This window comes from Sphingobacterium psychroaquaticum (assembly GCF_004421025.1).
Lineage (GTDB): Bacteria > Bacteroidota > Bacteroidia > Sphingobacteriales > Sphingobacteriaceae > Sphingobacterium > Sphingobacterium psychroaquaticum.
In genome coordinates, this window is record NZ_CP038029.1 from 151,504 (window position 1) to 174,885 (window position 23,382).

At 42.0% G+C, this 23,382-nt stretch carries 18 protein-coding genes and 3 tRNA genes; 16 read left to right on the forward strand and 5 right to left on the reverse strand.

The genetic code is table 11. From position 1 onward, the window contains the following. Positions 1-55 precede the first annotated feature (55 nt). The 7 genes from murQ to E2P86_RS00675 all read left to right on the forward strand — a co-directional run bounded on the left by murQ (position 56) and on the right by E2P86_RS00675 (position 5,795). Positions 56-868 carry an N-acetylmuramic acid 6-phosphate etherase gene (murQ, locus tag E2P86_RS00645; protein ID WP_085474054.1) on the forward strand — a complete coding sequence of 271 codons (813 nt, stop codon included), beginning with the start codon at positions 56-58 and terminating at the stop codon, positions 866-868. Positions 869-891: 23 nt separating this feature from the next. Then, positions 892-2,385 (forward strand): sodium:solute symporter, encoded by a 1,494-nt coding sequence (locus E2P86_RS00650; protein WP_134430065.1) that lies wholly within the window; start codon positions 892-894, stop codon positions 2,383-2,385. A gap of 108 nt (positions 2,386-2,493) precedes the next feature. Next, on the forward strand, positions 2,494-3,309 hold the full coding sequence (locus E2P86_RS00655) for a purine-nucleoside phosphorylase (protein WP_085474056.1): 816 nt from the start codon (positions 2,494-2,496) through the stop codon (positions 3,307-3,309). A 53-nt stretch (positions 3,310-3,362) separates the two neighbouring features. Next, positions 3,363-5,348 carry a putative porin gene (locus E2P86_RS00660; RefSeq protein WP_085474057.1) on the forward strand — a complete coding sequence of 662 codons (1,986 nt, stop codon included), beginning with the start codon at positions 3,363-3,365 and terminating at the stop codon, positions 5,346-5,348. Between the two features lie 123 nt (positions 5,349-5,471). Next, a tRNA-Val gene (locus E2P86_RS00665) sits at positions 5,472-5,546 on the forward strand. Positions 5,547-5,556: 10 nt separating this feature from the next. Beyond that, positions 5,557-5,631, forward strand: a tRNA-Val gene (locus tag E2P86_RS00670). An 89-nt stretch (positions 5,632-5,720) separates the two neighbouring features. Continuing rightward, positions 5,721-5,795: transfer RNA gene (locus tag E2P86_RS00675), tRNA-Val, on the forward strand. 66 nt (positions 5,796-5,861) lie between these two features. On the opposite strand, the gene E2P86_RS00680 is transcribed toward E2P86_RS00675, so the two are convergent. Next, a complete protein-coding gene (locus E2P86_RS00680; RefSeq protein WP_134430068.1) occupies positions 5,862-6,323 on the reverse strand; it encodes an Lrp/AsnC family transcriptional regulator in 462 nt (153 codons plus the stop codon). A gap of 150 nt (positions 6,324-6,473) precedes the next feature. On the opposite strand from E2P86_RS00680, the gene E2P86_RS00685 reads away from it, so the two are divergent. After that, on the forward strand, positions 6,474-7,529 hold the full coding sequence (locus E2P86_RS00685; RefSeq protein ID WP_085474059.1) for a PLP-dependent cysteine synthase family protein: 1,056 nt from the start codon (positions 6,474-6,476) through the stop codon (positions 7,527-7,529). 23 nt (positions 7,530-7,552) lie between these two features. After that, positions 7,553-9,250: a protein-disulfide reductase DsbD family protein gene (locus tag E2P86_RS00690; RefSeq protein ID WP_134430071.1), complete on the forward strand. Its 1,698-nt coding sequence runs from the start codon at positions 7,553-7,555 to the stop codon at positions 9,248-9,250. Positions 9,251-9,328: 78 nt separating this feature from the next. On the opposite strand, the gene E2P86_RS00695 is transcribed toward E2P86_RS00690, so the two are convergent. Continuing rightward, on the reverse strand, positions 9,329-12,202 hold the full coding sequence (locus E2P86_RS00695) for a DEAD/DEAH box helicase (protein WP_134430074.1): 2,874 nt from the start codon (positions 12,200-12,202) through the stop codon (positions 9,329-9,331). Positions 12,203-12,286: 84 nt separating this feature from the next. Further along, positions 12,287-13,066: a diaminopimelate epimerase gene (gene dapF / locus E2P86_RS00700; protein WP_134430077.1), complete on the reverse strand. Its 780-nt coding sequence runs from the start codon at positions 13,064-13,066 to the stop codon at positions 12,287-12,289. A 205-nt stretch (positions 13,067-13,271) separates the two neighbouring features. Between dapF and E2P86_RS00705 the strand changes: the two genes are divergently transcribed. After that, a complete protein-coding gene (locus E2P86_RS00705) occupies positions 13,272-14,819 on the forward strand; it encodes a Do family serine endopeptidase (protein ID WP_134430080.1) in 1,548 nt (515 codons plus the stop codon). 650 nt (positions 14,820-15,469) lie between these two features. Here E2P86_RS00705 and ctlX read toward each other — a convergent pair. Both ctlX and E2P86_RS00715 read right to left on the reverse strand, forming a co-directional pair. Continuing rightward, the gene (gene ctlX / locus E2P86_RS00710) at positions 15,470-16,384 is read right to left on the reverse strand and encodes a citrulline utilization hydrolase CtlX (RefSeq protein WP_134430084.1); all 915 of its coding nucleotides are present in this window, start codon (positions 16,382-16,384) and stop codon (positions 15,470-15,472) included. A 5-nt stretch (positions 16,385-16,389) separates the two neighbouring features. Beyond that, positions 16,390-17,304 (reverse strand): dimethylarginine dimethylaminohydrolase family protein, encoded by a 915-nt coding sequence (locus E2P86_RS00715; protein WP_134430087.1) that lies wholly within the window; start codon positions 17,302-17,304, stop codon positions 16,390-16,392. A gap of 241 nt (positions 17,305-17,545) precedes the next feature. Between E2P86_RS00715 and E2P86_RS00720 the strand changes: the two genes are divergently transcribed. The 6 genes from E2P86_RS00720 to lepB all read left to right on the forward strand — a co-directional run bounded on the left by E2P86_RS00720 (position 17,546) and on the right by lepB (position 23,378). Further along, positions 17,546-18,376 carry a UDP-2,3-diacylglucosamine diphosphatase gene (locus tag E2P86_RS00720; protein WP_134430090.1) on the forward strand — a complete coding sequence of 277 codons (831 nt, stop codon included), beginning with the start codon at positions 17,546-17,548 and terminating at the stop codon, positions 18,374-18,376. A 231-nt stretch (positions 18,377-18,607) separates the two neighbouring features. After that, entirely contained in the window at positions 18,608-19,405 is a 798-nt protein-coding gene (locus tag E2P86_RS00725) for a ParA family protein (protein WP_085474065.1), read from the forward strand. A 1-nt stretch (position 19,406) separates the two neighbouring features. Then, positions 19,407-20,324: a ParB/RepB/Spo0J family partition protein gene (locus E2P86_RS00730; protein WP_085474066.1), complete on the forward strand. Its 918-nt coding sequence runs from the start codon at positions 19,407-19,409 to the stop codon at positions 20,322-20,324. Beyond that, positions 20,324-21,070, forward strand: coding sequence for a DUF5683 domain-containing protein (locus tag E2P86_RS00735; RefSeq protein ID WP_134430093.1), 747 nt, complete (start codon positions 20,324-20,326; stop codon positions 21,068-21,070). The genes E2P86_RS00730 and E2P86_RS00735 overlap by 1 nt, the downstream gene beginning before the upstream one ends. 19 nt (positions 21,071-21,089) lie before the next feature. Further along, positions 21,090-21,836, forward strand: coding sequence for a 4-hydroxy-tetrahydrodipicolinate reductase (dapB, locus tag E2P86_RS00740; protein ID WP_085474068.1), 747 nt, complete (start codon positions 21,090-21,092; stop codon positions 21,834-21,836). A gap of 36 nt (positions 21,837-21,872) precedes the next feature. Continuing rightward, positions 21,873-23,378, forward strand: coding sequence for a signal peptidase I (gene lepB, locus E2P86_RS00745; protein WP_134430095.1), 1,506 nt, complete (start codon positions 21,873-21,875; stop codon positions 23,376-23,378). Positions 23,379-23,382 lie beyond the last annotated feature (4 nt).

Consider the following 23,382-nt stretch of genomic DNA (forward strand, 5'->3'; position numbering starts at 1 on the left):
GCATGTTTTTGATTAAAATTTGCATATTTGTATAATAGAAGTTTTTATTTGTGATATGATAAGAGTAACTGAAAAGGAGTCGAATTACCAGGATTTAGATAAAATGTCTGTCAAAGAACTTTTGACAAACATTAATCAAGAGGATAAAACAGTTCCCAATGCTGTAGAGCAAGCTATACCACAGCTGGAGCGTTTGGTTGAGGTGACCGTAGAGAAGATGAAAAAGGGCGGTCGGCTGTTTTACATTGGTGCGGGAACGAGTGGACGTCTTGGAATTCTTGATGCATCAGAATGCCCACCTACTTTTGGTGTTCCTTTTGATTGGGTTATTGGATTAATTGCTGGTGGGGATACGGCGATCCGTAAAGCGGTTGAGTTTGCTGAAGATGATATGGAGCAAGCTTGGAAGGATCTGGAAGAGTTTGGAGTGCATGAAAATGATGTAATCGTTGGTATCGCAGCTTCTGGAACAACACCGTATGTAATTGGTGGGTTAGAACGCGCTAATCAAGAAGGCTTGGCAACGGGGTGTATCGTATGTAATGATGGTTCTCCAATTGCAGCTGTTGCACAATATCCGGTAGAGGTCGTTGTGGGGCCTGAATTTGTGACGGGGTCTACACGGATGAAATCAGGGACTGCACAAAAATTGGTACTGAATATGTTAAGCACGTCTGTAATGATTCAATTAGGGCGCGTGAAAGGTAATAAGATGGTGGATATGCAGCTGTCCAATATTAAATTGGTAGCACGAGGTGTGCGTATGGTGATGGATGAAACGGGGGCAGATGAAGAAACAGCATCAGCATTATTGGAAGAGTTCGGTAACGTACGGAAAGCTATTGAGAACTATCAGCATAATAAATAGTCAATATAAACTAATCTAAATATATGTCTCCATTTATATTATTGACATTTCTAGTGGTCTACTTCGGGGTATTACTAGCGGTGTCTTATTTTACATCTAAAGGTACGTCGGATAACTCGACCTTCTTCGTCGCAAACAGAAACTCAAAGTGGTATATGGTTGCTTTCGGAATGATTGGAACAGCGCTTTCCGGGGTGACATTTATCTCCGTACCGGGTGCGGTTGGTGTTTCCAATTTCAGCTATTTCCAGTTTGTACTGGGTAATGCATTAGGTTTTCTCGTGATTGCTTATGTGTTATTGCCGTTGTATTATCGTATGAATCTAACCTCTATCTATACATATTTAGAGGAACGTCTGGGGCATAAAAGCTATAAAACAGGAGCGATGATTTTTTTGGTATCACGTACCATTGGATCGGCGTTCAGACTTTATTTGGTCACTATTATCCTTCAGAAATTTATTTTTGACGCTTGGAATGTTCCGTTTGGTATAACTGTAGCGGGATGTTTACTATTGATCTGGATGTATACGAATAAGGGCGGGTTGAAAACCATTATTATTACGGATACGTTACAAACGTTCTGTTTGTTGTTCGCCGTGATTCTATCCATTTATTTTATGGCGGATGGCCTTGGTGTTTCGGTTCTCGAGGCTTTTGAAAAGGTGAAAGATAGTACCTATTCACAGATTGTGGTATGGGAAAATTTGCTTGGTGATAAGAACCATTTTTGGAAACATGTCATTGGTGGAGCTTTTGTAACCATAGCGATGACGGGACTTGACCAAGATTTAATGCAGAAGAACTTAAGTATGAAGACGATCGGTGAGGCGCAGAAAAACATGCTGACTTTTACCAGTATCTTCGTCGTGATTAACTTGTTCTTCTTAGCGGTAGGTGCCTTGTTGTATATTTTTGTTGCGGAGAAAGGAATTGATATTTCTGCATTACGCACACCAGATTACCTTTACCCAGAGATTGCATTGAACCATTTATCGGTATCTGCGGGAATTATCTTTATGATGGGATTAACGGCTGCAACTTTTGCAACGACAGACTCGGCATTAACGGCATTGACAACATCGTACTGTGTTGACTTCTTGAATTTTAATAAAAAGGAAAACCCGAATGATCCCGCTTTGGTTAAGCAGCGTAATATCGTGCATTTTGCATTTTCAGTGATCATGTTAGTGGTTATTTTGATATTTCGTTTATTGAATAACGACTCTGTTGTAACAGCTATTTTCACGGCGGCTAGTTATACCTATGGTCCTCTTCTTGGGTTATTTGCTTTTGGTATCTTGACGAAATATAAGGTGAATGATAACTTGGTGCCTTACTTCTGTATCTTGTCACCAATCATCTTGTTCCTTTTAAATACGTATGTCATTGTACCACATACCAGCTATCGTATTGGGTTTGAGTTGATCGTTTATAACGCATTGATCACAATCTTGATGTTGTGGTTTACCTCGCCGGGCAAATTGGAGAAAGACGCGAAAGCAGCGAGTTTGTAGCCTCAGTTCGCTTAATTATACAAAACCTTCATTACGTCAGTGCGGTTAACCGCACTGACGTAATGAAGGTTTTTTTTTGTAAGTTTGAGTAAACAGATTTTTCTACAGATGTATCATTTAATTGAAGAGACCCTAGAATTTATTCGTCGTAAGGTAGGCGATTTTACGCCAGAATTTGGTATCGTCCTCGGGACAGGCTTAGGTAAGTTAGTTGACGAGATTGAGGTGGAGCATCAGCTGATGTACTCCAATATTCCCAATTTCCCAATTTCTACCGTGGAGTTTCATACAGGGAAGTTGATTTTTGGTTTACTTAATGGCCGGCGTGTGGTGGCCATGCAAGGGCGTCTACATTACTATGAGGGCTATAGTATGCAGGAAATCACGTTTCCTATTCGTGTGATGAAAGGTTTAGGAATCCAGAAGCTTTTTGTGTCGAATGCGTCTGGCTCGCTAAACTCCAGTATATTAAAAGGTGATATCGGTATCATTGAGGATCATATCAATCTGCTGCCGGATAATCCGCTGCGGGGTCCAAATGACGATGACTTTGGTCCGCGCTTTCCGGATATGAGCCAACCGTATAATCGGAAAATGATTGAGCAGGCGAGTGATATTGCGATGGAGCTGGATGTACGCGCACACAAAGTGGTATATGTGGCGGCGCCAGGGCCGAATTTGGAAACAAAGGCAGAGTATCGTTATATGCAAATTATTGGAGGTGATATTGTGGGGATGAGTACGGTTCCGGAGGTAATTGTTGCCAATCATATGAGTCTGCCTGTATTTGCGATTTCGGTCATCACAGATGAGGGTTTCCATAACGACTTGCAGCCTGTATCCTTGGCGGAGATTGTTGCTGTTGCAGCTGCTGCGGAACCGAAGATGACAAAGATTCTAAAAGAATTGATAGCCTTGCAATAAATGTGATTTTTAGACGTACTTTTGTTGTTATTTACGTGAATATATAGGCATTGATGAACAGGTATCTTAGACTGCTGTCCCTTTTTTTTGTTTTTAGTATATATAGTCTATCCTATGTTTCGGCGCAGGTAGAAGAAGAGTTTAGCAGCGCGCTGGATTCGGCGCGAGCTAAGGAGGATAATAAGAAGGATTCTGTTGTTTTTACAGCGAAGTATGTGCGTTATGCTACGCTCCCTATGTTAAAACAATTTACGCATACGGTGCAGATTGATACATCGCATATTAATTTTCAGTACTACAACAAGCAGAATTTACCGTGGAATCCGAGTATCAACCTTGGGGCATATGGTCTTGCTACGCGAGACCTTCTTTTTAATCCAAACAAGAGTATTGGTTTCCAGTCGGGCTTTCATGCCTTGGAGCGAAATCTGTTGCTGAGTGATAGCATTCAGTATTTTCGTGCTCGTGCTCGTTATTCGGAGTTGTATGCGGTCGGTTTCTTTTTCGATGATCAGGTGTTTCGTGCGCGATTAGCGCAGAATATTAATCCGCGATGGAATATTGGGGCGGAGTATCATGCAACGAATACGGATGGGTACTATACCAACCAAGATTATAATGAGCGTAAGGCGGCTATTTTTTCTTGGTATGAGTCGGCGAGCCACCGCTATAATATGTTGGTGAATGCAACTTTTAACAACTTAAACAGTCCGGAAAACGGGGCTGTGGTGGAGGAGAATATTTTTAATAATTCGGAAAACAGTTCCAACCTTAGTTATCTAACACGATTACGTGGACGGAATGCAACGAGGCCACATAATAAATGGAGAGATAATGGGGTATTCCTCCGTCAATCTTACTATTTTGGACGCTTGGATACCGTTAATGTGGGTACACCGCTGATGGAGGTGCATCCAACGAATGCGGTGGCGCACAACTCGTCTATTCGGATGCGCAACTATACGTTCTTTAAAAATGAGGAAGATTTGGAGGGGGCTTTCCCTTTTGGAGATGCGGTGCTGGTAAATGATACGACAAAGATTACGACCGTAACGAATGAGTTTACCTATAGTTTTTATTTGCGTCCCAGAGGAGCCATGAAGAATGAAGCGAAGATAAACTTGGGCTTTCAGAATGATTTGATCTGGTATGCGGATAGTTTGACTTCTGATTTTTATCAGAATAGTATGGTCAAGGGGGAGATTGGGTACAAGTTTAGTGATCGCGTAAATGTTTTGGGGACGGTCAATCAGATTGTGGTAGGTCGGAATGCGGGCGACTTTCTCTATGAAGCTACGGCAGATGTCTTGTTGAGTGAGAATGCAGGAAAGATCAGTCTTGGGGCGTATTCGCAGAATAAGTCCCCGGAGATGGCATTTGACCGTATGAATTATACATATCATCAGTGGGCGAATAATTTTGAGAAAACGAAAACGCAGAATCTTTCTTTTGCATATCTCAATAAGAAGCTGGGTTTTTCGGGTAAAGTGGAGTATTTCCTGATTGACAATTATCTTTACTTTAAGGAGGTTGATAACCCGGATAACGATGAGCTATTGGTTCGTCAAGTAGAACCTGCGCAATATGGTAATCTTAATTTGTTGAAGGTGTCGGTGGGACAGAATTTTAAATTCGGTCGTTTTCATTTAGACAATATGGTGGTGTACCAAAAGTCGAATGCGGAAGATGTACTGGCGGTTCCGGAGCTGTATACATGGCACAGCTTTTATTATGCCAATGTATTATATAAGGTGGCTGATTTTCGAATTGGTGTCGATGCGCGCTTTAATACGCCTTTCCGCTCGCCATCCTACGCTATTAATATAGGGCAGTTCTATAATGATAATGCGCGGATTGAATATTCGACGTATCCAATCATGGATGCATGGGTTACAGCAAATATTAGACGTGTTAATTTGTTCCTTGCCTATAATTTTATGAACCAAATGATATATCCGAAGGGATATTACACGGTTCGTAGGTATCCGATGAACGATGCAAACTTCCGGTTTGGGGTTTCCTGGAAATTTTATGACTAAGGTTAGTAAATTTAATTTATTGTCTGTTAGTCGATTGCTGATTTAGGGTAAAAAAAAAGCATAAATATTTTTGAAGATTAGATTTTAGGCTTATATTTGCACACGCAATAAGCAAAAAGGCATGGAGAATTAGCTCAGCTGGTTCAGAGCATCTGCCTTACAAGCAGAGGGTCACTGGTTCGAATCCAGTATTCTCCACAACAAAAAAGGAGGCTTAGCTCAGCTGGTTCAGAGCATCTGCCTTACAAGCAGAGGGTCACTGGTTCGAATCCAGTAGCCTCCACAGAAAGCATCAAGAAATTGGTGCTTTTTTTATGAAAAATGGTTATCTTTAGAAGGCGTATGAAAATGCGACGACAAAGATCAAAATAGGGGAGTTTAGCTCAGCTGGTTTAGAGCACTACCTCGACAAGGTAGGGGTCACTGGTTCGAACCCAGTAATTCCCACATTTTTTTAGCGCGTAAGCTACATGTAGAGACACAAGATATTGTGTCTTTTTTTTTGCCCAACTACTAAATAGGATACGCCGTTTCGTTTTTTGTTTCCGATAAGACAAAGTAGGTTTGTACCGTATTTACATGTGGTAGTACCGCTAGTTTATGGCGTAGGAACATATGGTACCCTTCCATGTCTTTTGTGGCAATACGTAGCATAAAATCGTAGGATCCGGCCATTTGATAGCATTCCATCACTTCAGGGAACTTTGCTACTTCACGTTCAAACTCGTTGAGCACCTCTGCGGTATGTGCTTTTAGGAACACCTGCGAAAAAGAGATTAAGCCAATGCCGACTTTCTTTCGATCTAGAATTGCTACAGTCCGTTGGATGTAGCCGTTCGCTTTTAATTTTTTTACCCTTTCGTGCACAGCTGCAATAGATTTGCTGAGATGGTAAGACAATTCTTTATTGCTTAACGATGCATCCTTCTGTAGAAGGCGGAGAAGTTTGATGTCGGTGTTATCCAGTTCCATAATAAGTTTTCTTGTCGCGAATCAAATTTAGATAATTTTATTGTATGTATTATTGTTTAATATCATTATTTCAATAAAATTTATGGAAATTATATGTTGTTGTTGAATATTATCTTGTAATATTCAATTTTTGTGTGTTAATATAGTATTGTTATGCAAGAGATGATAAGTGAGTGTTTGTCACCTAAATTAGATTCAAAGTTTAAGCATTTATGGTGTTTGGTTGGTAACACGCCAATGTTGGAGTTACAGTATACCTATAAAGGTAAGCCTGGCCAGATTTATGTAAAATGTGAGAATTACAATCTTACCGGAAGTATTAAAGATCGTATGGCCTTGTATATTTTATACAAAGCGTATATGAATTGTGCAATCCGTCCAACAGATGTTATTGTAGAAGCAACAAGTGGTAACACAGGGATTGCATTCTCTGCTATTGGTAAGGCATTGGGGCATGGCGTGAAGATCATTATGCCGAACTGGCTAAGTAAAGAGCGTATCGACATTATTAAAAGTATGGGCGCCGACATTCAATTGGTCTCTAAAGAAGAGGGCGGTTTCTTGGGTAGTATCCGTATGAGTGAAGAGCAAGCGGCTAAAGGTGGCGTCTTCCTTCCTCGTCAGTTCGAGAATCAATACAATGCGGAAGCACATGAGTTGACAACAGGGAAAGAAATTATACAGCAGTTAGATAGTATCGGTAAAGTAGCTGATGCTTTCGTTGCAGGTGTTGGAACAGGTGGTACAGTAATGGGGGTTGGGAACAGCTTGAAAAAAGTAAACCCATTTGTTAAGGTGCACCCATTAGAGCCGGCTGAAAGTCCAACATTGACTACCGGTTATAAAGTAGGATCGCACCGTATTCAAGGTATCTCCGATGAATTTATTCCGGCGATCGTCAAATTGAACGATTTAGACCCTGTTATCCAGGCTTCAGATGGCGATTCCATCATCATGGCGCAGAAATTGGCACAACAACTAGGTTTGGCCGTTGGTATCTCTTCAGGAGCGAATGTTATTGGAGCGATTAAGCTGAAAGAAGAGTTAGGCGATGATGCGACAGTGGTAACACTATTGTGCGATGATAATAAGAAATACTTAAGTACAGATTTAGTAAAAGAAGAGCCTGTTAAAGACGGATTCATCTCTACAGACGTATCTTTTGAAGGATTTCATCCGATTAGCCGTTTAGCTAGTCCGTTAGTTTAATAGACGTATATAACCTAAAGTATATGAAAAGTCTTTTTAAAATTATACTGTTTGTGTGCCTGATGGTTCCGGCAGTTTTGTTTGCGCAAGAGGCAGATAGTTTGGTGTCGTTAGAAGGTGTTGAGTTTACGGAAGAATCAGTGTCTCCAGATACGTTGGCACAAGTTCCTGCGGATCTCGTGTTTAGTGAGAGCGCGCCTGATACAGTATCCAAAGACAGTACAGCTGCCACCAGTGGTGAGATTGCTCCTGCGGGCGGAGGAGAAGAGAAACAGTCCATGTGGGGTATTTTTATTGCGGGCTTATTGGGCGGTTTTGCGGCCTTTATTATGCCGTGTATCTTCCCTATGGTACCATTAACGGTCAGTTTCTTCACCAAAAAGAGTGGTTCACGTGCAAAAGCGATATCGCAAGCGTTACTATATGGCTTGTTTATTATTGTGATTTACGTGGCCTTGGGGATGTTAATCACCATTGTGTTCGGTTCCGATGCGCTTAACGCTTTGTCTACGAACGGTGTCTTTAACTTTATCTTCTTCTTGATATTAGTCATTTTTGCGGCGTCGTTTTTTGGTGCATTTGAAATGACCTTACCAAGTTCTTTCGTCAATAAAATTGATGCGAAATCAGATAAAGGAGGTCTCTTAGGTTTGTTCTTTATGGCCTTCAGTTTGGCGTTGGTTTCATTCTCTTGTACTGGACCAATTATCGGTACACTACTGGTAGAAGCTGCTTCAAAAGGAGAGCGCTTAGGTCCTGCAATCGGCATGTTAGGTTTCTCTATTGCGTTGGCTATTCCGTTTGTAATTTTTGCGGTATTCCCTTCTATGATGAAGGCGATGCCTAAGTCAGGCGGTTGGTTAAACAGCGTGAAAGTTGTCCTCGGTTTCTTGGAGTTAGCATTAGCTTTGAAGTTTCTTTCCAATGTGGATTTGGCTTACCACTGGAACTGGTTGGATAGAGAGGTGTTTTTGGCGTTGTGGATCGTTATCTTTGGTCTGATGGGGCTTTACCTGATTGGAAAGATCAGCTTCTCGCACGATAGTCCTTTGGCTTATATGTCTGTTCCACGCACATTCTTCGCGATTGTAGTTTTTGCTTTTGTAATGTATATGATTCCAGGCATGTGGGGTGCACCATTGAAATCTATTTCTGCATTTCTCCCTCCATCTGCGACGCAGGATTTTGATCTTTCGGTAGCGAATGTGGGGGCAGCACCGGCGGCATCACATGGTACAGGTAAAACGAAGAAATACCATGAGATATTCCACGAGCGTGGCACACCAAAAGGTTTTGATCCTTATTATGATTATGAAGAAGGATTAGCTGCTGCCAAAGAATTGAACAAACCCGTGTTGATCGATTTTACAGGTTGGAATTGTGTGAACTGCCGTAAGATGGAAGCGAACGTATGGACGGATCCAAAGGTTGCGTCGCTTCTACGTGATGAGTTTGTGATGATCGAACTCTTCGTGGATGACAGAACAGAATTGAAACCTGAGGAGCAGTATGTTTCGACTTATTCAGGTAAAAAAATTAATACGATAGGTAAAAAGAATAGTGATTTTCAGGCATCTACATTCAATAGCAATTCACAGCCGTTGTATGCGATTGTAGGTACCGATGGAAAGCTACTTCTTCCGCCTAGTGGCGCAGATTATGATGTAACGAGTTATGCGGCTTACCTGCTGCGAGGGATTGAAGCCTTCAAGAGCAAGTAAACCGTAGTTAAATACGAGTTAATTTTTGTTTAATAGTTTATTGTAAAGTTAAACGGCGACCGCCCTGGTCGCCGTTTCTTATTTAAGAAGTTCTTGAATATCCTCTTTGCTTAGTGACTTGATAAAGCTTTCCTCCGTTGTGATCAGTGCACTTGATAGCGCTTTCTTTCGCCCTTGTAAGGCCAATATTTTCTCTTCTACGGTATCTTTACTGATGAATTTATAGATAAATACGTTTTTCTTTTGTCCGATACGATGGGATCGGTCTATGGCTTGCTGCTCTACGGCGGGGTTCCACCATGGGTCTAAGATGAATACGTAATCTGCCTCTGTGAGGTTCAATCCTACTCCACCGGCTTTGATCGAAATCAAAAAGACTTGTACGGCTTCATTTTCTTTAAACACAGAAACGGCCTCTTGTCGATCTTTTGTGCTGCCGTCCAGATACGCATAAGCAATCTTCTGTTTATCGAAATATTGTTTGAAGAGCTGTAGTTGCTTTACAAATTGTGAGAAGACTAATACCTTATGGCCTTCTGCCATAATGGAAGACAACATTTCTGTCACAGCATCAAACTTGCCCGAAGATATATCGGCGTTCTCGTCCAGCATCCGGGGATGATTGGCTAACTGACGCAGCTTGGTAAGCCCTTGGAGAAGCAGAATCTGGTTGCCTTTTCCATTTTGTTGGAGGGCATTGTCGAGCAAGGCATTGCGGTATTCCGATTTTACACTTTCATACTGTTCCGCTTGCTCTTCGTTCATCTGGCAGTATATCGTCTGTTCCGTTTTTGGTGGAAGCTCCTTGGCGACTTGGTCTTTGGTACGGCGTAAGATAAAAGGCTTTATTATAGCTTGTAGACGCGCTGCCTTTTCTTCGTCTTTCTTCTTCTCGATAGGAAGTACAAATTCTTTTTGAAAGAAGCTGTATGAGCCCAATAATCCCGGGTTTGTGAAGTGCATCTGTGACCAGATGTCTCCAACTGAATTTTCTATAGGCGTTCCACTGAGCGCGAGTTTATGTTTGCTCTTCAGTGTCTTTATGGCTTTAAAGGACTTCGATGTCGGGTTTTTGATATGTTGACTTTCGTCCAGAATGATATAGTTGAAGAAGAATTTGGCGAGTAACTGCTCATCACTGCGTGCGATTCCATAGGTGGTGATGACGAGGTCAAAATGTGAAAATCCAAACGGATCTTTTAATCTGTTGGAGCCGGTATGGAGCAAGACACGTAATGCCGGTGCAAATTTTTCGGCTTCCTTTTGCCAATTATATATTAAGGAAGTGGGTAGAATCAATAAAGATGTTTTCGATTGGTCACTATCCCTGAGTTCTTCGCGTTGTTTCTGTAGCAAGGCTAGAGTTTGTACCGTTTTTCCAAGTCCCATATCATCGGCCAGGCAACCTCCAAATTTGTAACGTTGCAAAAAATGAAACCAGTTGTATCCTGCTTTTTGGTAGGGGCGTAGTTCTCCATTGAAATGTTCAGGAACAGGCTGGTCATCGATTTCATCAAATTCCATGAGTTTCTCCAGTTTTCGATGGAAAGTGACCTGCGTGTGTTCTGAGATTTCGTGGAGTAAGCCGATATGAGTCTTGCTGAAGGTCAGGGAGTCACGCTTTGTTGCAAAATGAAATAGATGTTCATATTGTGCGAACCACTCTTCAGGAATGATAGCGATCTCGCCATTAGGCAGGGTAAACTCTCTTATTCTGTTCAGGATATTGTCGCGAAGCTCAATAAAAGGGATTTCGTATGGTCCAAAATAAGCCATTGCCTTTACATCGAACCAATCGTTTTCTTCTTGAATTTCTATTTCAAGGGATGTTTTCCCAATAAAGATAGTTTTGTCTCCTTTCTCTTGCGTCACGGAAAAGCCTTTTTCCTGGAGCAACTCTTGATATTGATTCAGCCAAGTGATAACCGAACTATCATCAGCGGTGACATAGGAACCAAATAGCGCATCTTTCTTGTGTAAGCCGATGCTTTCTAGAAATGTGGTTTGCTTTTTCTCCCAGGCTAACGACCGCTTAATGCGATGAAATGTATAGGTGTCTGTCTCCTCATGGTACTGTAGTCGTACGGTTGTCGGTTGTTCGCCTCCCGAGGAAAACTCATACGGGCCATAGGCGAAAGATAGTTGTATGAAAGAATCGCCTGAGGTGACATAAAAAAGCTTGATAATGGGGCGTGCGTCTTCCTTGTGGGTTTTGATTTCAAAGCCTTCCGCATAAACATGATACTTCTCGATCAGTCCGACCACGAAGGTTTCGAAGTAACGCTTCTCGGTTGCGCGAGGAACGGCGATATAGCGCTTATTTAAGAAAGGGCTGAGTTTTTTGCCGTCTATATCCTGATCAAAATGAAACAGTGTATTTTCGAGGAGCAGCCATGCCTGTTTGTTGATGATGACCTGGGCTCCTTTATACATGAAATCCAATCGATTTCCTTTGTATTTGAGCGTTGGGAAATATCGGGTTTCGATGTCATCCCGACGGAAATGAAACAAGATGGACATTGGTTCATCTGCAATGTGGAGCTCTTGATCTGCCGGATAACCGTCCTTACTCATTAAGAATAGAGGTTTGTTTCCGATTTTTTCGAGCGCTAGAATCATATTCTGCTCAATTTTTGGGCGGAGGTGTTCTAGGATCTTCTTGTCAAATATTTTTCCAAAGAAATCGACTGGGCGAATAGCTTTTTTATGGTGTCGTTTGATGATGTTCGTCTGTTCGATTTCATCTAATAATTTGATGATTTGATAGTCGGTTTCATCAAGGGCAGACGCGAAGTCACCAATCGTATTCGTGAAGATGCGCTTGTAGCTAAGCGAGTAAGAACCATTCGGATTAAGTTGAACAACATGAGGCTCAATAAGAAACCCGAGATAGGGGTGTTCTCCTAACGAATAGACTAACTTGAATGGCAATTTACTGTCGACTTGTTGCATGGAAATAATAGCTTCCTTCTTTCCTGAAAAAGGTACCAATATACACAATAAATACCTAAAAGGTCTACTTATAAAGGTGAAAAGCTATATTTTGCCGTCGAAAACAAAATTTGCAGGTCCTTTAAGTCGTACGTTCGTGAAGTTGTTGTTATCGCGGTAGAAGGCGATGTAAAGCTGGCCACCCAAAACACGAATAGGAATCTCCTGTTGGCCTGTTTTGTTTTCAGCTATTGCCATTGCCATTGCGGCTGCGGTAGCGCCGGTGCCACATGCCAATGTTTCATCTTCTACGCCTCGTTCGAAAGTTCGTACAAAATAACCATTTGCTTCTTTTTCAATGAAGTTCACATTGATCCCTTCTTGTTTGTATGTGTCGTTGTTGCGGATGCTGTACCCCGCTTCGTAGACATTTAGTCCCTGGAGATTGTCTACTTGCTTTATGAAGTGCGGGGATCCTGTGTTTAGGACGTATGCCTCGCCGTCTCGCGTCACTTCTTGGACATCGATCATCCCTAGATTTACTTGATCTCCTTCAATTGAAGCGTGGTGCGGCCCGTCTACTGCCAAAAAGGCAGTTTCTTTGTCAATAATGCCAAGGTCTCGTGCAAACGCAACAATGCAACGACCTCCATTTCCACACATGGTGCCTTCGTTGCCATCCGCATTGTAGTAAACCATTTCAAAATCAAAATTTTCCGTATATTGTAGGAGCATCAGGCCGTCGGCACCAATGCCAAACCTACGGTCGCACAGTTGATTGACCAAAGTTGTGTTTTCTCGATTAAAAGCGGCATTTCGATTGTCTACTAAAATAAAATCGTTTCCAGCACCTTGGTATTTTGAGAATTTGATTTTTGCATCCATGAACGTGAAAATTTGATGTAAAATTAATATTCTTGTTACAATTGTGAGAATGATTGTTAAAACTTGTTAAAAATAGTCCTAAAGAGCTTGTTGTTAACATTTTTTAACTGACAAATGATGTTATGCCATGCCTAATGGTATTACATTTGAATAGACTCTTCATACAAGAGTAAAACAATTTAAGATAATAATAGCAATTACGAATATGAAAAAAATAGGAATAAGTTTATTGACAGCTTTCGTCGGTGGAGCTGTTGCTATTGGGGGGTATAAGGTCTTCGAAAATAAGCAGATGAATAAAATGTCGTTCGAAGAACAGCAAAAGGTATTTTACGCCAATAATCCAGGTGCGGAAGTTATGGCTTCTACTGGGAATCCGGATTTTACACAAGCTGCAGCAGCGGTATCTCCAGGTGTTGTCCATATTAAAGTGACGATGACCGCGCGTGGTTCCCAGCGTGGCGGGGGAGGCAGTGGGTCACCATTTGATATGTTTGAAGAATTTTTCGGTATGCCACAGCAACGTCGCGCAGAACCTCGGCAAGCACAAGCTTCTGGGTCGGGCGTGTTGATCTCGCAGGATGGATACATTGTAACAAATAATCACGTGGTAGAAGATGCAGACAAGATTGAGGTGCAGCTGACAGATAAGCGGACGTTTGAAGCTAAGGTGATTGGTCGTGATCCTGATTTTGATTTGGCGTTGTTAAAAGTTAGTGGGTCGAACCTTCCGTTTGTGCGTTTTGGTAACTCCGATAATGTACAGATCGGCGAATGGGTGTTAGCGGTTGGTTACCCGTTGAGTCTGCAGTCTACAGTAACAGCCGGAATCGTTAGTGCGAAGGGTAGACAGATTGGTATCCTTGGGGAGCAGAACCAACGTGCCCCATATGGTTATGGTCAGTCGCAAGAGCCGATTGTGAATACCGCGATTGAGTCTTTTATCCAGACGGATGCGGTTATCAATAAAGGAAATAGTGGCGGTGCTTTGGTTAATGCACGTGGTGAGTTGATTGGTATCAATGCGGCGATCGCATCGCCAACTGGAGTTTATGCAGGTTATGGCTTTGCGATTCCAGTGAACTTGGTGAAGAAAATCATGGATGACTTTAAAGAGTTTGGTGCGGTGCAGCGTGGTTATATAGGTGTTACTTTCAATGAGATTAATGAGGCGGTACGTAAAGAGTATAATATTGATGATGTAAATGGCTTATTTGTTCAGGATGTGGTGAAAGATGGTGCTGCAGCAAGTGCAGGCTTGAAGAAAGGTGACGTGATCACGAAGATAGAAGGTAATGTTATTTACTCGTCATCCGATCTACAGGAGCGTGTAGCACGTTTGCGTCCGGGCGATAAGGTTAAGATTGCTTACAAACGAGAAGGTAAGGAGCGTGAAGCGACTATTACGTTGAAAGCACAGGAAGCAAAGAAAACGGCTGCTGAAGAAGCGAATAGTAAGAGTGCAACAGAGATTTTCAATAAGCTAGGTGCGAGCTTTACACCTGCATCAGATGCACAGAAGAAGAAATTCGGGGTGAGTTCGGGTGTTGTGATTACGCAAGTGCACCGTGGCGGGATGTTTGAGTACTTTGGTGTGGAAAAGGGATTAATCGTGACACATGTGAACGGTAAGCCGGTGAACAATGTGGACGAGGTGGAGAGTGCGTTGGGAAGCACTAAACGAAATATTGTACGTATCAAAGGTACGTCAGAAGAAGGAACTGTTGAGTTTAACTTCCCGATAGAATATTAATATTCGTGTTAGCACGAAAGATCTTGATTTAGATATATTGTTGATTTGAAAAGGTGGGCCCACGTTGGTCCACCTTTTTTATGCTATAATATGTTCGCTCTCTCATGTTAACCCTCCGTTACCACAATATTTCGTCATGTCGACTTTGGAGACATCTCAGTCGTATAATGCACCTTATTTCTAAAACGTGCTTGGCCATAGTTTATAGATTCCTCCTCGTCCCTCGTTCGGAATGACGATGTGTAAACGTCTTCATTCTTTAAAGTTTAGAGTTACTAACATCTTCACTACTTCCTACCAACAAACAACTACTATCTACCACCTAATCTATACAGTTGATAGATATCTCCTGTCGTCGATATGACGATTAATTCTTCTCTCTACTTCCTACCAACAAACAACTACTATCTACCATCTAATCTATACTGTTGATAGATATCTTCTGTCGTCGATATGACGATTAATTCTTCTCTCTACTTCCTACCAACAAACAACTGCTATCTACCATCTAATCTATACTGTTGATAGATATCTCCTGTCGTGGATATGACGATTAATTCTTCTCATTACTTCCTGCTCTCTACTTCCTGCTAACGACCATCTACTAACCATTTCCTGTCAACTACTAACAACGAGCTACTCCCTACCAACTAATAAAAAACCTCGGCCAACATGCAGCGGGCACTTCCGCCGCCGCAGGTTTCGATGGTGTCTAGTGGGGCGTGGACAATCTGTCCATAGCGGCTCAGTATGTCAAGCTGTGCCGGTGTGAAGCTGTTGTAAGCCGCACTGCTCATCACAATGCGTGGTTCTCCATCAGTAGATTTTACTTCAAGGATGTTGCCTGCGAAATTATACATTTGTTCTTCGCTGATGTCGATAATCTCTTTGTTGGTACGCTTAAGCTGTGCGATAACCTCTTCTCGTTGCGCGAGATTATCTATGCTACTTAGGCATATTACAGCATAGTGTGTTCCTACCGATAACATCACATTGGTATGGTAGATAGGGAGTCGGGAGCCATTGACGGATTGGTTTGCCTGAAAAATGCAGGGGGTGTAGCTCAAATCGGCGCAGAAGTTGCGGATAGGGAGCTCATCAGCACGATCCGACATCGAGCAATAAGCAATCTGTTGTACGCGATCCAAAATTAGGCAACCCGTGCCCTCCAGAAATATGTTCTCGTTTTCGTAATGGATGTAGTCAATCAGTTGGTTGATCTCGTACCCGTTATTGCGCAAGAAGGAAATGTAATCGAGCTTCCGCTCGAGGCGTCTGTTTTCGGCAAACATGGGATACAATACGGCTGTCCCTTGGTGCAAGGAGATACAATTGTTCGGGAATACGCTATCGGGCGTATCCCAGGTGCCCGTATCTTGTATGACCAAGGTTTTTATTCCGGCAAGATTTAACTGCTCGACAAATGCGTCAAATTCTTTTTGCGCGGAGCTTGTCGGGGCGGCAACAGATATGTCCGTCTGAAAGTAGTTGTTTACGGCTGTTTGTTCATTTTTTCGGAATGCGAAGGGGCGAACCAAGAGTAAGGTGTCAGTTGTTTGTGTCATAAAAATCAATCGCGATAAAGAGGCAATGTAGAACAGCGGAGCAAGCCTTCTTGTTTGCCGATTTCGTGGTATGGGATTTCTTCTACATGGAAGCCGTTTTCGCGCAACCAATGATTCAGGCGGTCAAATCGACGCTCTGTAACCACCAAGTTGTCCGAAATGGAAAAGACATTGCTAAACATGTTGTACATTTCCTCGGCCGTGATGTGGAACAGGTTTTCTAAACCGAAAAGAGTCACCAATTGGTTGTAGTGTTCGGGGTTTCGAAATCCTCCTTTGTAGATAATGGCTTTGTCCTTGCCGACTGGTTGAAAACAGCAATCGAGATGCAGTGCATTTTTTCTGGCGTCGGTCATTGATTTTATGAGGTCAAAGCCTAGAATCTTTTTTGTAGGAAATGTATTCTTAAGGAAGTTAACGCCATCTATATTTGTTCGTGCTGTGTTTATTTCTGTATAATCACTACCGGTGTATGTGCCTACAAAGATATAGTCGTTCCAAAGGATTACATCTCCTCCTTCGATGTGTACGTTGGAAGGTGCTTCTATGATGTCATTCGGATCTATTTTGTCAACAAGAAATTTAATAGCCTGCCATTCGTCCGCGCGCTCAGGAAGAATATTGGCTTTGATAAATTTGTTCTCAATAACGAACCCAATGTCACGCGTAAATATTTGGTTGAGATCGGGGATGACTTTTGGTCGATGTACGGTCACACCGTAACGCTCCAAGACATGTTGGAAGGCTGTCATCTCATAGATCATATCGGATTCGGCCGGATAGGTACCTGCCAGGATGTGCTCCAATGATTTTGGATCATATGCTTCTTCAACGGTCGGAATCGGTCCATTGTCATGCGCTGTACCCAAAATAACAGAACGCAACCGACCGGTCTCATTTTTTACTTGAATTTTTAACATAGCCTGTCTATAATGTGGTTGCTTAAAGATATAGAATATTATTGTTCCTTCGTGTAGAAAGCCCGAATTATGTTGTAAAATATGACGGCGATATTGTATATAAATTTCATAGGGCACCGTCTTTGAGAAACAGCTCAATAAATGATAATTTCTTAATCTTTAAGAAATGTTAGCTTCATCTTTTTTTATTTCTTTTGGTTAAGAGCTTGATATTAGATGCTTACAATTCAAAAAAAGAATTATGAAAAGAAACGTTGAACTTGTTGTTATCTCGGATGTGCATTTAGGAACGTATGGTTGTCGAGCAGAAGAGCTCTTACGGTACTTGGGGTCGATCAACCCGAAAATGCTCGTGCTTAATGGGGATATCATCGATATCTGGCAGTTTCGAAAAAGCTATTTTCCGGAGTCGCACCTACGGGTGTTAAAATATATCCTCGATTTGGCGTATCAAGGCTGTGAGGTGATCTATATTACTGGAAACCACGATGAGATGTTGCGCAAGTTTGGTAAGATGGAGTTTGGACAAATCACGTTGACGAATCGCTTGCTACTGAATCTCAATGGTAAACAAACATGGATTTTTCATGGTGATGTTTTTGATGCTTCTATCCAACATGCCAAGTGGTTAGCCAAGCTTGGTGGTTGGGGTTATGATCGGTTGATCCAGTTGAATAATGTGGTAAACTGGATGCTGCAAAAGGTCGGTCGGGAAAAGTATTCGCTTTCTAAGCGTATTAAAAATTCGGTTAAGAAGGCGGTGAAGTTTGTTGGTGATTTTGAGGAGACGGCATCTCATTTGGCGATTGAAAATGGCTACGATTACGTAATCTGCGGACATATCCATCAGCCACAGATGCGTCGATTCGAAACCAAGAAAGGAAGTTGTATGTATATGAATTCAGGGGATTGGGTCGAAAATTTATCTGCATTGGAATATCACGATCGTGCGTGGACCATGTTTTACTATGAAAAAGAGAAAAGTAAGCTGCAGCATAGCGGTGTCGAAGAGGCTCGTTTTCGAATTAGTTTAGAGGAATTGTTGCGTAGTATTGTGAATGGGACGATTTAATCATTTCGTTCCATATACTTCCAAATTCCTGCCATCAACTGCCTAATCTTTACTTCACAATTTACCTATTTTTTGTATCTTAGCAACCTTAGCTTGTGGCGAGCTATACCCTTTAAAAAGGCGATTTTTAACATGATTTAAGGATTTACGTGCGGTAAGGCATGTTAATTAGTGTTATTTTTGATCGGATTCTAGTCGCAAGTGGTAAGAATTATAAAGGATTTCAATCTCATGGGAAAAATTATAGCAATTGCTAATCAAAAAGGTGGTGTAGGGAAAACGACAACTTCCATCAATCTCGCAGCTAGTTTGGCTGTCTTGGAACACAAGACATTGTTAGTAGATGCAGATCCGCAGGCAAATTCCACGTCGGGTATTGGTTTTGATCCACGAGCAATTAAGGCGAGTGTTTATGAGTGCCTCGTGAATGACTTGGATCCTCGTGATGCTATACAGGCAACAGATACCCCAAACTTAGATTTGCTGCCGGCGCATATTGATTTAGTTGGTGCGGAGATCGAAATGATAAATATGCACGAGCGTGAATACAAGATGATGAAAATGTTGGAGCAGATTAAAGATGATTATGATTTTATCATTATTGACTGTTCTCCTTCATTAGGCTTGATTACTATTAATGCGTTAACAGCATCTGATTCGGTGATCATTCCGGTACAGTGTGAGTATTTTGCACTAGAAGGTTTAGGTAAGCTTTTAAATACAATTAAGATTGTGCAAACACGTCTTAACACAAGTTTAGAGATTGAAGGAATCTTATTGACGATGTATGATGTGCGTTTACGCTTGTCAAATCAAGTGGTCGAAGAGGTTCGTACCCATTTCAGCGAGTTGGTATTCGATACCATCATTCAACGGAATACCCGTTTGAGTGAAGCGCCAAGTTTTGGTATTTCGGTGATTATGCACGATGCCTCTTGTAAGGGGTCTATCAATTACTTAAACTTAGCAAGAGAGATTTTGCAGAAAAATGGTTTAGTTACAGAAGAAACGCAAACAGCAACAGTATAATATGGCACTACAAAGAAAGACAGGATTAGGGAAAGGACTGGGCGCTTTATTGCAGAGTGAGGATATTCAGGTTTCGAGAAGTGGGAGTGATGGTGCTGCAGATATTAAGGAAACAGGAATTAGTGCTGCGGGCAGCATAAATTTTATTCGTGTAGATCAGGTGGCTGTCAATCCTTTTCAGCCGCGTACAGATTTTGATGAGCAGGCATTGCTTGAGCTTGCAGAGTCTATCAAAGTACAAGGATTGATTCAACCGATTACGGTTCGTCAGGTAAATAAAAACGAATATCAGTTAATTAGTGGTGAGCGTCGTTTGCGTGCTTCCAAATTAGCAGGCATTACCGAGATTCCAGCTTATGTTCGTACGGCCAATGACCAGCAGATGCTGGAGATGGCCTTGATCGAAAATATTCAACGGGAGAACTTAAACGCTATTGAGGTGGCTTTGAGTTTTCAACGGATGATCGAGGAATGTAATTTGAAGCAGGAAGAGCTTGGCGAACGTGTGAGTAAAAATCGCTCTACAGTGACCAACTACTTGCGTTTGCTGAAATTGCCGCCTGTTATTCAGGCTGGAATACGGGATGGTGAAGTTTCTATGGGGCATGCTCGTGCATTGATTAATGTGGGTGAGGTGGATAAGCAGTTGTACGTGTATCAAGAGATTATTGATAAAGGATTGTCTGTACGTATGACCGAGATTTTGGTGCGTAACATACAGCAACAATCGAAACCGAAGAAACACGAAGTAGGTAAGCAGCTTGATTTTCAATATCAGAAGATAGAAGATGATTTAGCGTCTCGCTTTTCGACTCGTGTGCGTTTGAATTTAAAGAATGCACGTGGCAAGGGAGCGATAGAAATACCATTTGAGAGTGAGGATGATTTAAGCCGTATTCTGGAATTATTAGATTGGTAATGCGCCATATAATTGCAACTTTTTTAGTGCTGTTCGCTGCGCTTACCGCAGTTGGACAAGAGGTAAGGCCGGTTCGTGTCGATAGTTTGGGTAAGAAAGAAGCGTTGCAGGATTCGACCGCTGGGGTTGGAGCTGCTCAAGATTCGGTGAAGAAGGAGACACGTAAAGAACGGAAAGCGAGGGAGAAGGCTGAAAAAGAGCATGAGAAATACTATTATAACGGTATAAAGAAGGATTCGGCGCGTTTGGAGATCGAACATTTGTCACGTATTGCGTGGCGCCGTTCGTTGATGGTTCCTGGTTGGGGACAGTATACCAACAAGGGGCTATGGTGGGTTAAGGTGCCGGTGATTTATGGTGGTTTTGTTGGCGCCTATTTGGTGTTTGACTATTGGCAATGGTACTATAAGTTGTTTTTAAATGAGCTTGATTATCGTATTGCTAATAATGGGCAACCTGATCCGGATGGTCAATTGCAGAATTGGCGGGATACGAATAGTTTGATTCAACAAAAGGATTATGCACGTCGGAATAGAGATTTAACCATTTTGGTTACCGCTGGATGGTGGGGCCTAAATGTGATTGAGGCTTATGCGGACTCGATGCTTAAAAATAGATGGAATATCGGTCGGGATATGAAAATGAAAGTGACACCTACCGTACTGCCGACAACTGGTGGAAATAACGTAGCACTGAACGGTTTTGGCGTTGTGCCGGGCCTGAAGTTAACAATGACTCTGAATTAAAAAACAACCCAATTATATTATGAAGATTGTACTATTAGGCTATGGAAAAATGGGCCAGCAAATAGAGAAATTTGCGCTGAAACGTGGTCATGAAATTTCGTTGATCGTGGATAAAGACAATCGAGAAAGTTTAACAGCGGCTGATCTGGCGGATGCAGATATCGCTATCGATTTTAGTGAACCGGCCGCAGCCCTTAGTAATATAAGTTTGTGCTTTGAAGCAGACCTCCCTGTTGTGGTGGGCACTACAGGTTGGTACGATCATTTGGAGGAAGTGAAAAGCATCTGCATTGAAGCGGATCAATCTCTTCTTTATGGGTCTAACTTTAGTATTGGCGTGAACATATTTTTTCATGTAAATAAGCTTTTAGCAAAGGCGATTAACCCGTATAAACAGTATGATGTGCAGGTGGAGGAAATTCATCATATCCATAAATTAGATGCCCCAAGCGGGACTGCAATTACGATCGCAGAGGGTATTTTGGGTGAAACGGATCACAAGAATAAGTGGATAAATGATGTGGTAGGCGAAGGAGATGAGTTGATCGCTAAACCGGAGGAACTGTTGATCGAGAGTTTACGTATTGAAGAGGTACCGGGAACGCATACCGTACTTTATAGTTCGGAGGTCGATCAGATAGAATTTAAGCATACGGCGCATAATCGAGCTGGTTTTGCCTTGGGGGCAGTGGTTGCTGCGGAGTGGTTGTTTGGTAAGAAAGGTTTTTATCAAGTGACGGAAATGTTTGATTTTAATCAGGCATAATCCGTACCTTGTTGAGTATAAAAAAGACATTTGTATATGTGGTATATAATTTTTGCGCTATTGATTGCTCTATCCATTTACGGATTGTGGCTGTTATTTAAGAAAGCAGGAAAACAAGGATGGGAGGCCATCGTGCCTTTTTATCGGGAGTATGTAATGGCGCAATTGACTGCGCGTCCGACTTGGTGGGTATTCCTTTTATTGGTACCTATCGTCAATATTTTTATTTTTTATGGGTTGTACCTGGATTTTCTTAAATGTTTTGGTAAGAGAAGATTCTGGGAAACGGCTGTTGCTGTTTTGTTTCCGTTCATCTTTTTACCGCTATGGGGTAGAGATCCACAGGTGAAGTATTTGGGACAGTCGCATACTGAAGAATTTAAAAAGAAATATCCCTATCATAAAAGTGTTGCACGGGAATGGGCCGATGCCATTATTTTCGCAACCGTTGCAGCTTCTTTAATTCGTGGTTTCTTGATTGAAGCCTATATGATTCCGACGGGATCGATGGAGCGTAGCTTATTGATCGGTGATTTTCTTTTTGTGAGTAAATTGAATTATGGACCGCGGGTGCCCATGACGCCGTTGGCGTTTCCTTTTGCGCATCATACGATGCCGCTAACGGGAGGAAAGGCTTATTCTGAGTTAATTAAATTAGATTATAAGCGATTGCCTGGTTTTCAGGAAATAAAACGAAACGACGTTGTGGTCTTTAACTTTCCAGCTGGAGATACCGTAATTTTAGAATACCAAGATCAGACATATGCCGATGTGGTACGCAGTATTGGTAAAGAGGCGGTTGACCGTCAGTTTACAGTAGTTACTCGTCCTATTGATAAGCGTGAGAACTACATTAAGCGTTGCGTAGGCTTACCTGGTGATAAAATTGAAATGGAAGGGGCAAAGTTGATTGTAAATGGCAAGCCAGGCTTTGTGCCACCAGAAATGCAGATGGACTACTTTGTGTATACTGATGAATCAGGCTTAAGCCAGGAAAAGATATTGGAATTACGCTTAGAAACTCGCCCAACGAATCAACCGAACGTTTTTCAGATGTTTATGACAGAAGACGAAGCAGCGATTGTGAAGGGTTGGAGTAATGTCAAAGCGGTTGAGATAGGGATTTTGCCGAAGGGTGAAGCGACGGGAGACACCTATCCACATGATCCACATTACGCGAATTGGAACTTTGATAATTTTGGTCCCATTACCATTCCTGCAAAAGGTTGGACGGTTGCTTTGGACTCGCTGACCGTGCCGATGTATGTGCGTGCAATCCGGGATTATGAAGGAAATAAATTTGAAAAGAGAGCGGACGGTTATTATGTGAATGGGCAGAAGGCAACAAGCTATACCTTTAAACAAAACTATTACTGGATGATGGGAGATAATAGACACAACTCACTAGACTCTCGGGCTTGGGGTTTTGTCCCAGAAGATCATATCGTTGGTAAGGCGTTGTTTACCTGGTTAAGTTATGATGAACAAGGGTCGTTCCTGTCAAAAATACGTTGGAATAGAATCTTTAAAGGGATAAAATAAAAAA

Coding starts and splice junctions, on each gene's coding strand:
- E2P86_RS00720 (WP_134430090.1), top strand. CDS start 17,546: ATGAAAAGAAACGTTGAACTTGTTGTTATCTCGGATGTGCATTTAGGA.
- E2P86_RS00655 (WP_085474056.1), top strand. CDS start 2,494: ATGTATCATTTAATTGAAGAGACCCTAGAATTTATTCGTCGTAAGGTA.
- murQ (WP_085474054.1), top strand. CDS start 56: ATGATAAGAGTAACTGAAAAGGAGTCGAATTACCAGGATTTAGATAAA.
- E2P86_RS00735 (WP_134430093.1), top strand. CDS start 20,324: ATGCGCCATATAATTGCAACTTTTTTAGTGCTGTTCGCTGCGCTTACC.
- E2P86_RS00725 (WP_085474065.1), top strand. CDS start 18,608: ATGGGAAAAATTATAGCAATTGCTAATCAAAAAGGTGGTGTAGGGAAA.
- E2P86_RS00705 (WP_134430080.1), top strand. CDS start 13,272: ATGAAAAAAATAGGAATAAGTTTATTGACAGCTTTCGTCGGTGGAGCT.
- dapF (WP_134430077.1), bottom strand. CDS start 13,066: ATGGATGCAAAAATCAAATTCTCAAAATACCAAGGTGCTGGAAACGAT.
- E2P86_RS00650 (WP_134430065.1), top strand. CDS start 892: ATGTCTCCATTTATATTATTGACATTTCTAGTGGTCTACTTCGGGGTA.
- lepB (WP_134430095.1), top strand. CDS start 21,873: ATGTGGTATATAATTTTTGCGCTATTGATTGCTCTATCCATTTACGGA.
- E2P86_RS00660 (WP_085474057.1), top strand. CDS start 3,363: ATGAACAGGTATCTTAGACTGCTGTCCCTTTTTTTTGTTTTTAGTATA.
- dapB (WP_085474068.1), top strand. CDS start 21,090: ATGAAGATTGTACTATTAGGCTATGGAAAAATGGGCCAGCAAATAGAG.
- E2P86_RS00685 (WP_085474059.1), top strand. CDS start 6,474: ATGCAAGAGATGATAAGTGAGTGTTTGTCACCTAAATTAGATTCAAAG.
- ctlX (WP_134430084.1), bottom strand. CDS start 16,384: ATGACACAAACAACTGACACCTTACTCTTGGTTCGCCCCTTCGCATTC.
- E2P86_RS00715 (WP_134430087.1), bottom strand. CDS start 17,304: ATGTTAAAAATTCAAGTAAAAAATGAGACCGGTCGGTTGCGTTCTGTT.
- E2P86_RS00690 (WP_134430071.1), top strand. CDS start 7,553: ATGAAAAGTCTTTTTAAAATTATACTGTTTGTGTGCCTGATGGTTCCG.
- E2P86_RS00695 (WP_134430074.1), bottom strand. CDS start 12,202: ATGCAACAAGTCGACAGTAAATTGCCATTCAAGTTAGTCTATTCGTTA.
- E2P86_RS00730 (WP_085474066.1), top strand. CDS start 19,407: ATGGCACTACAAAGAAAGACAGGATTAGGGAAAGGACTGGGCGCTTTA.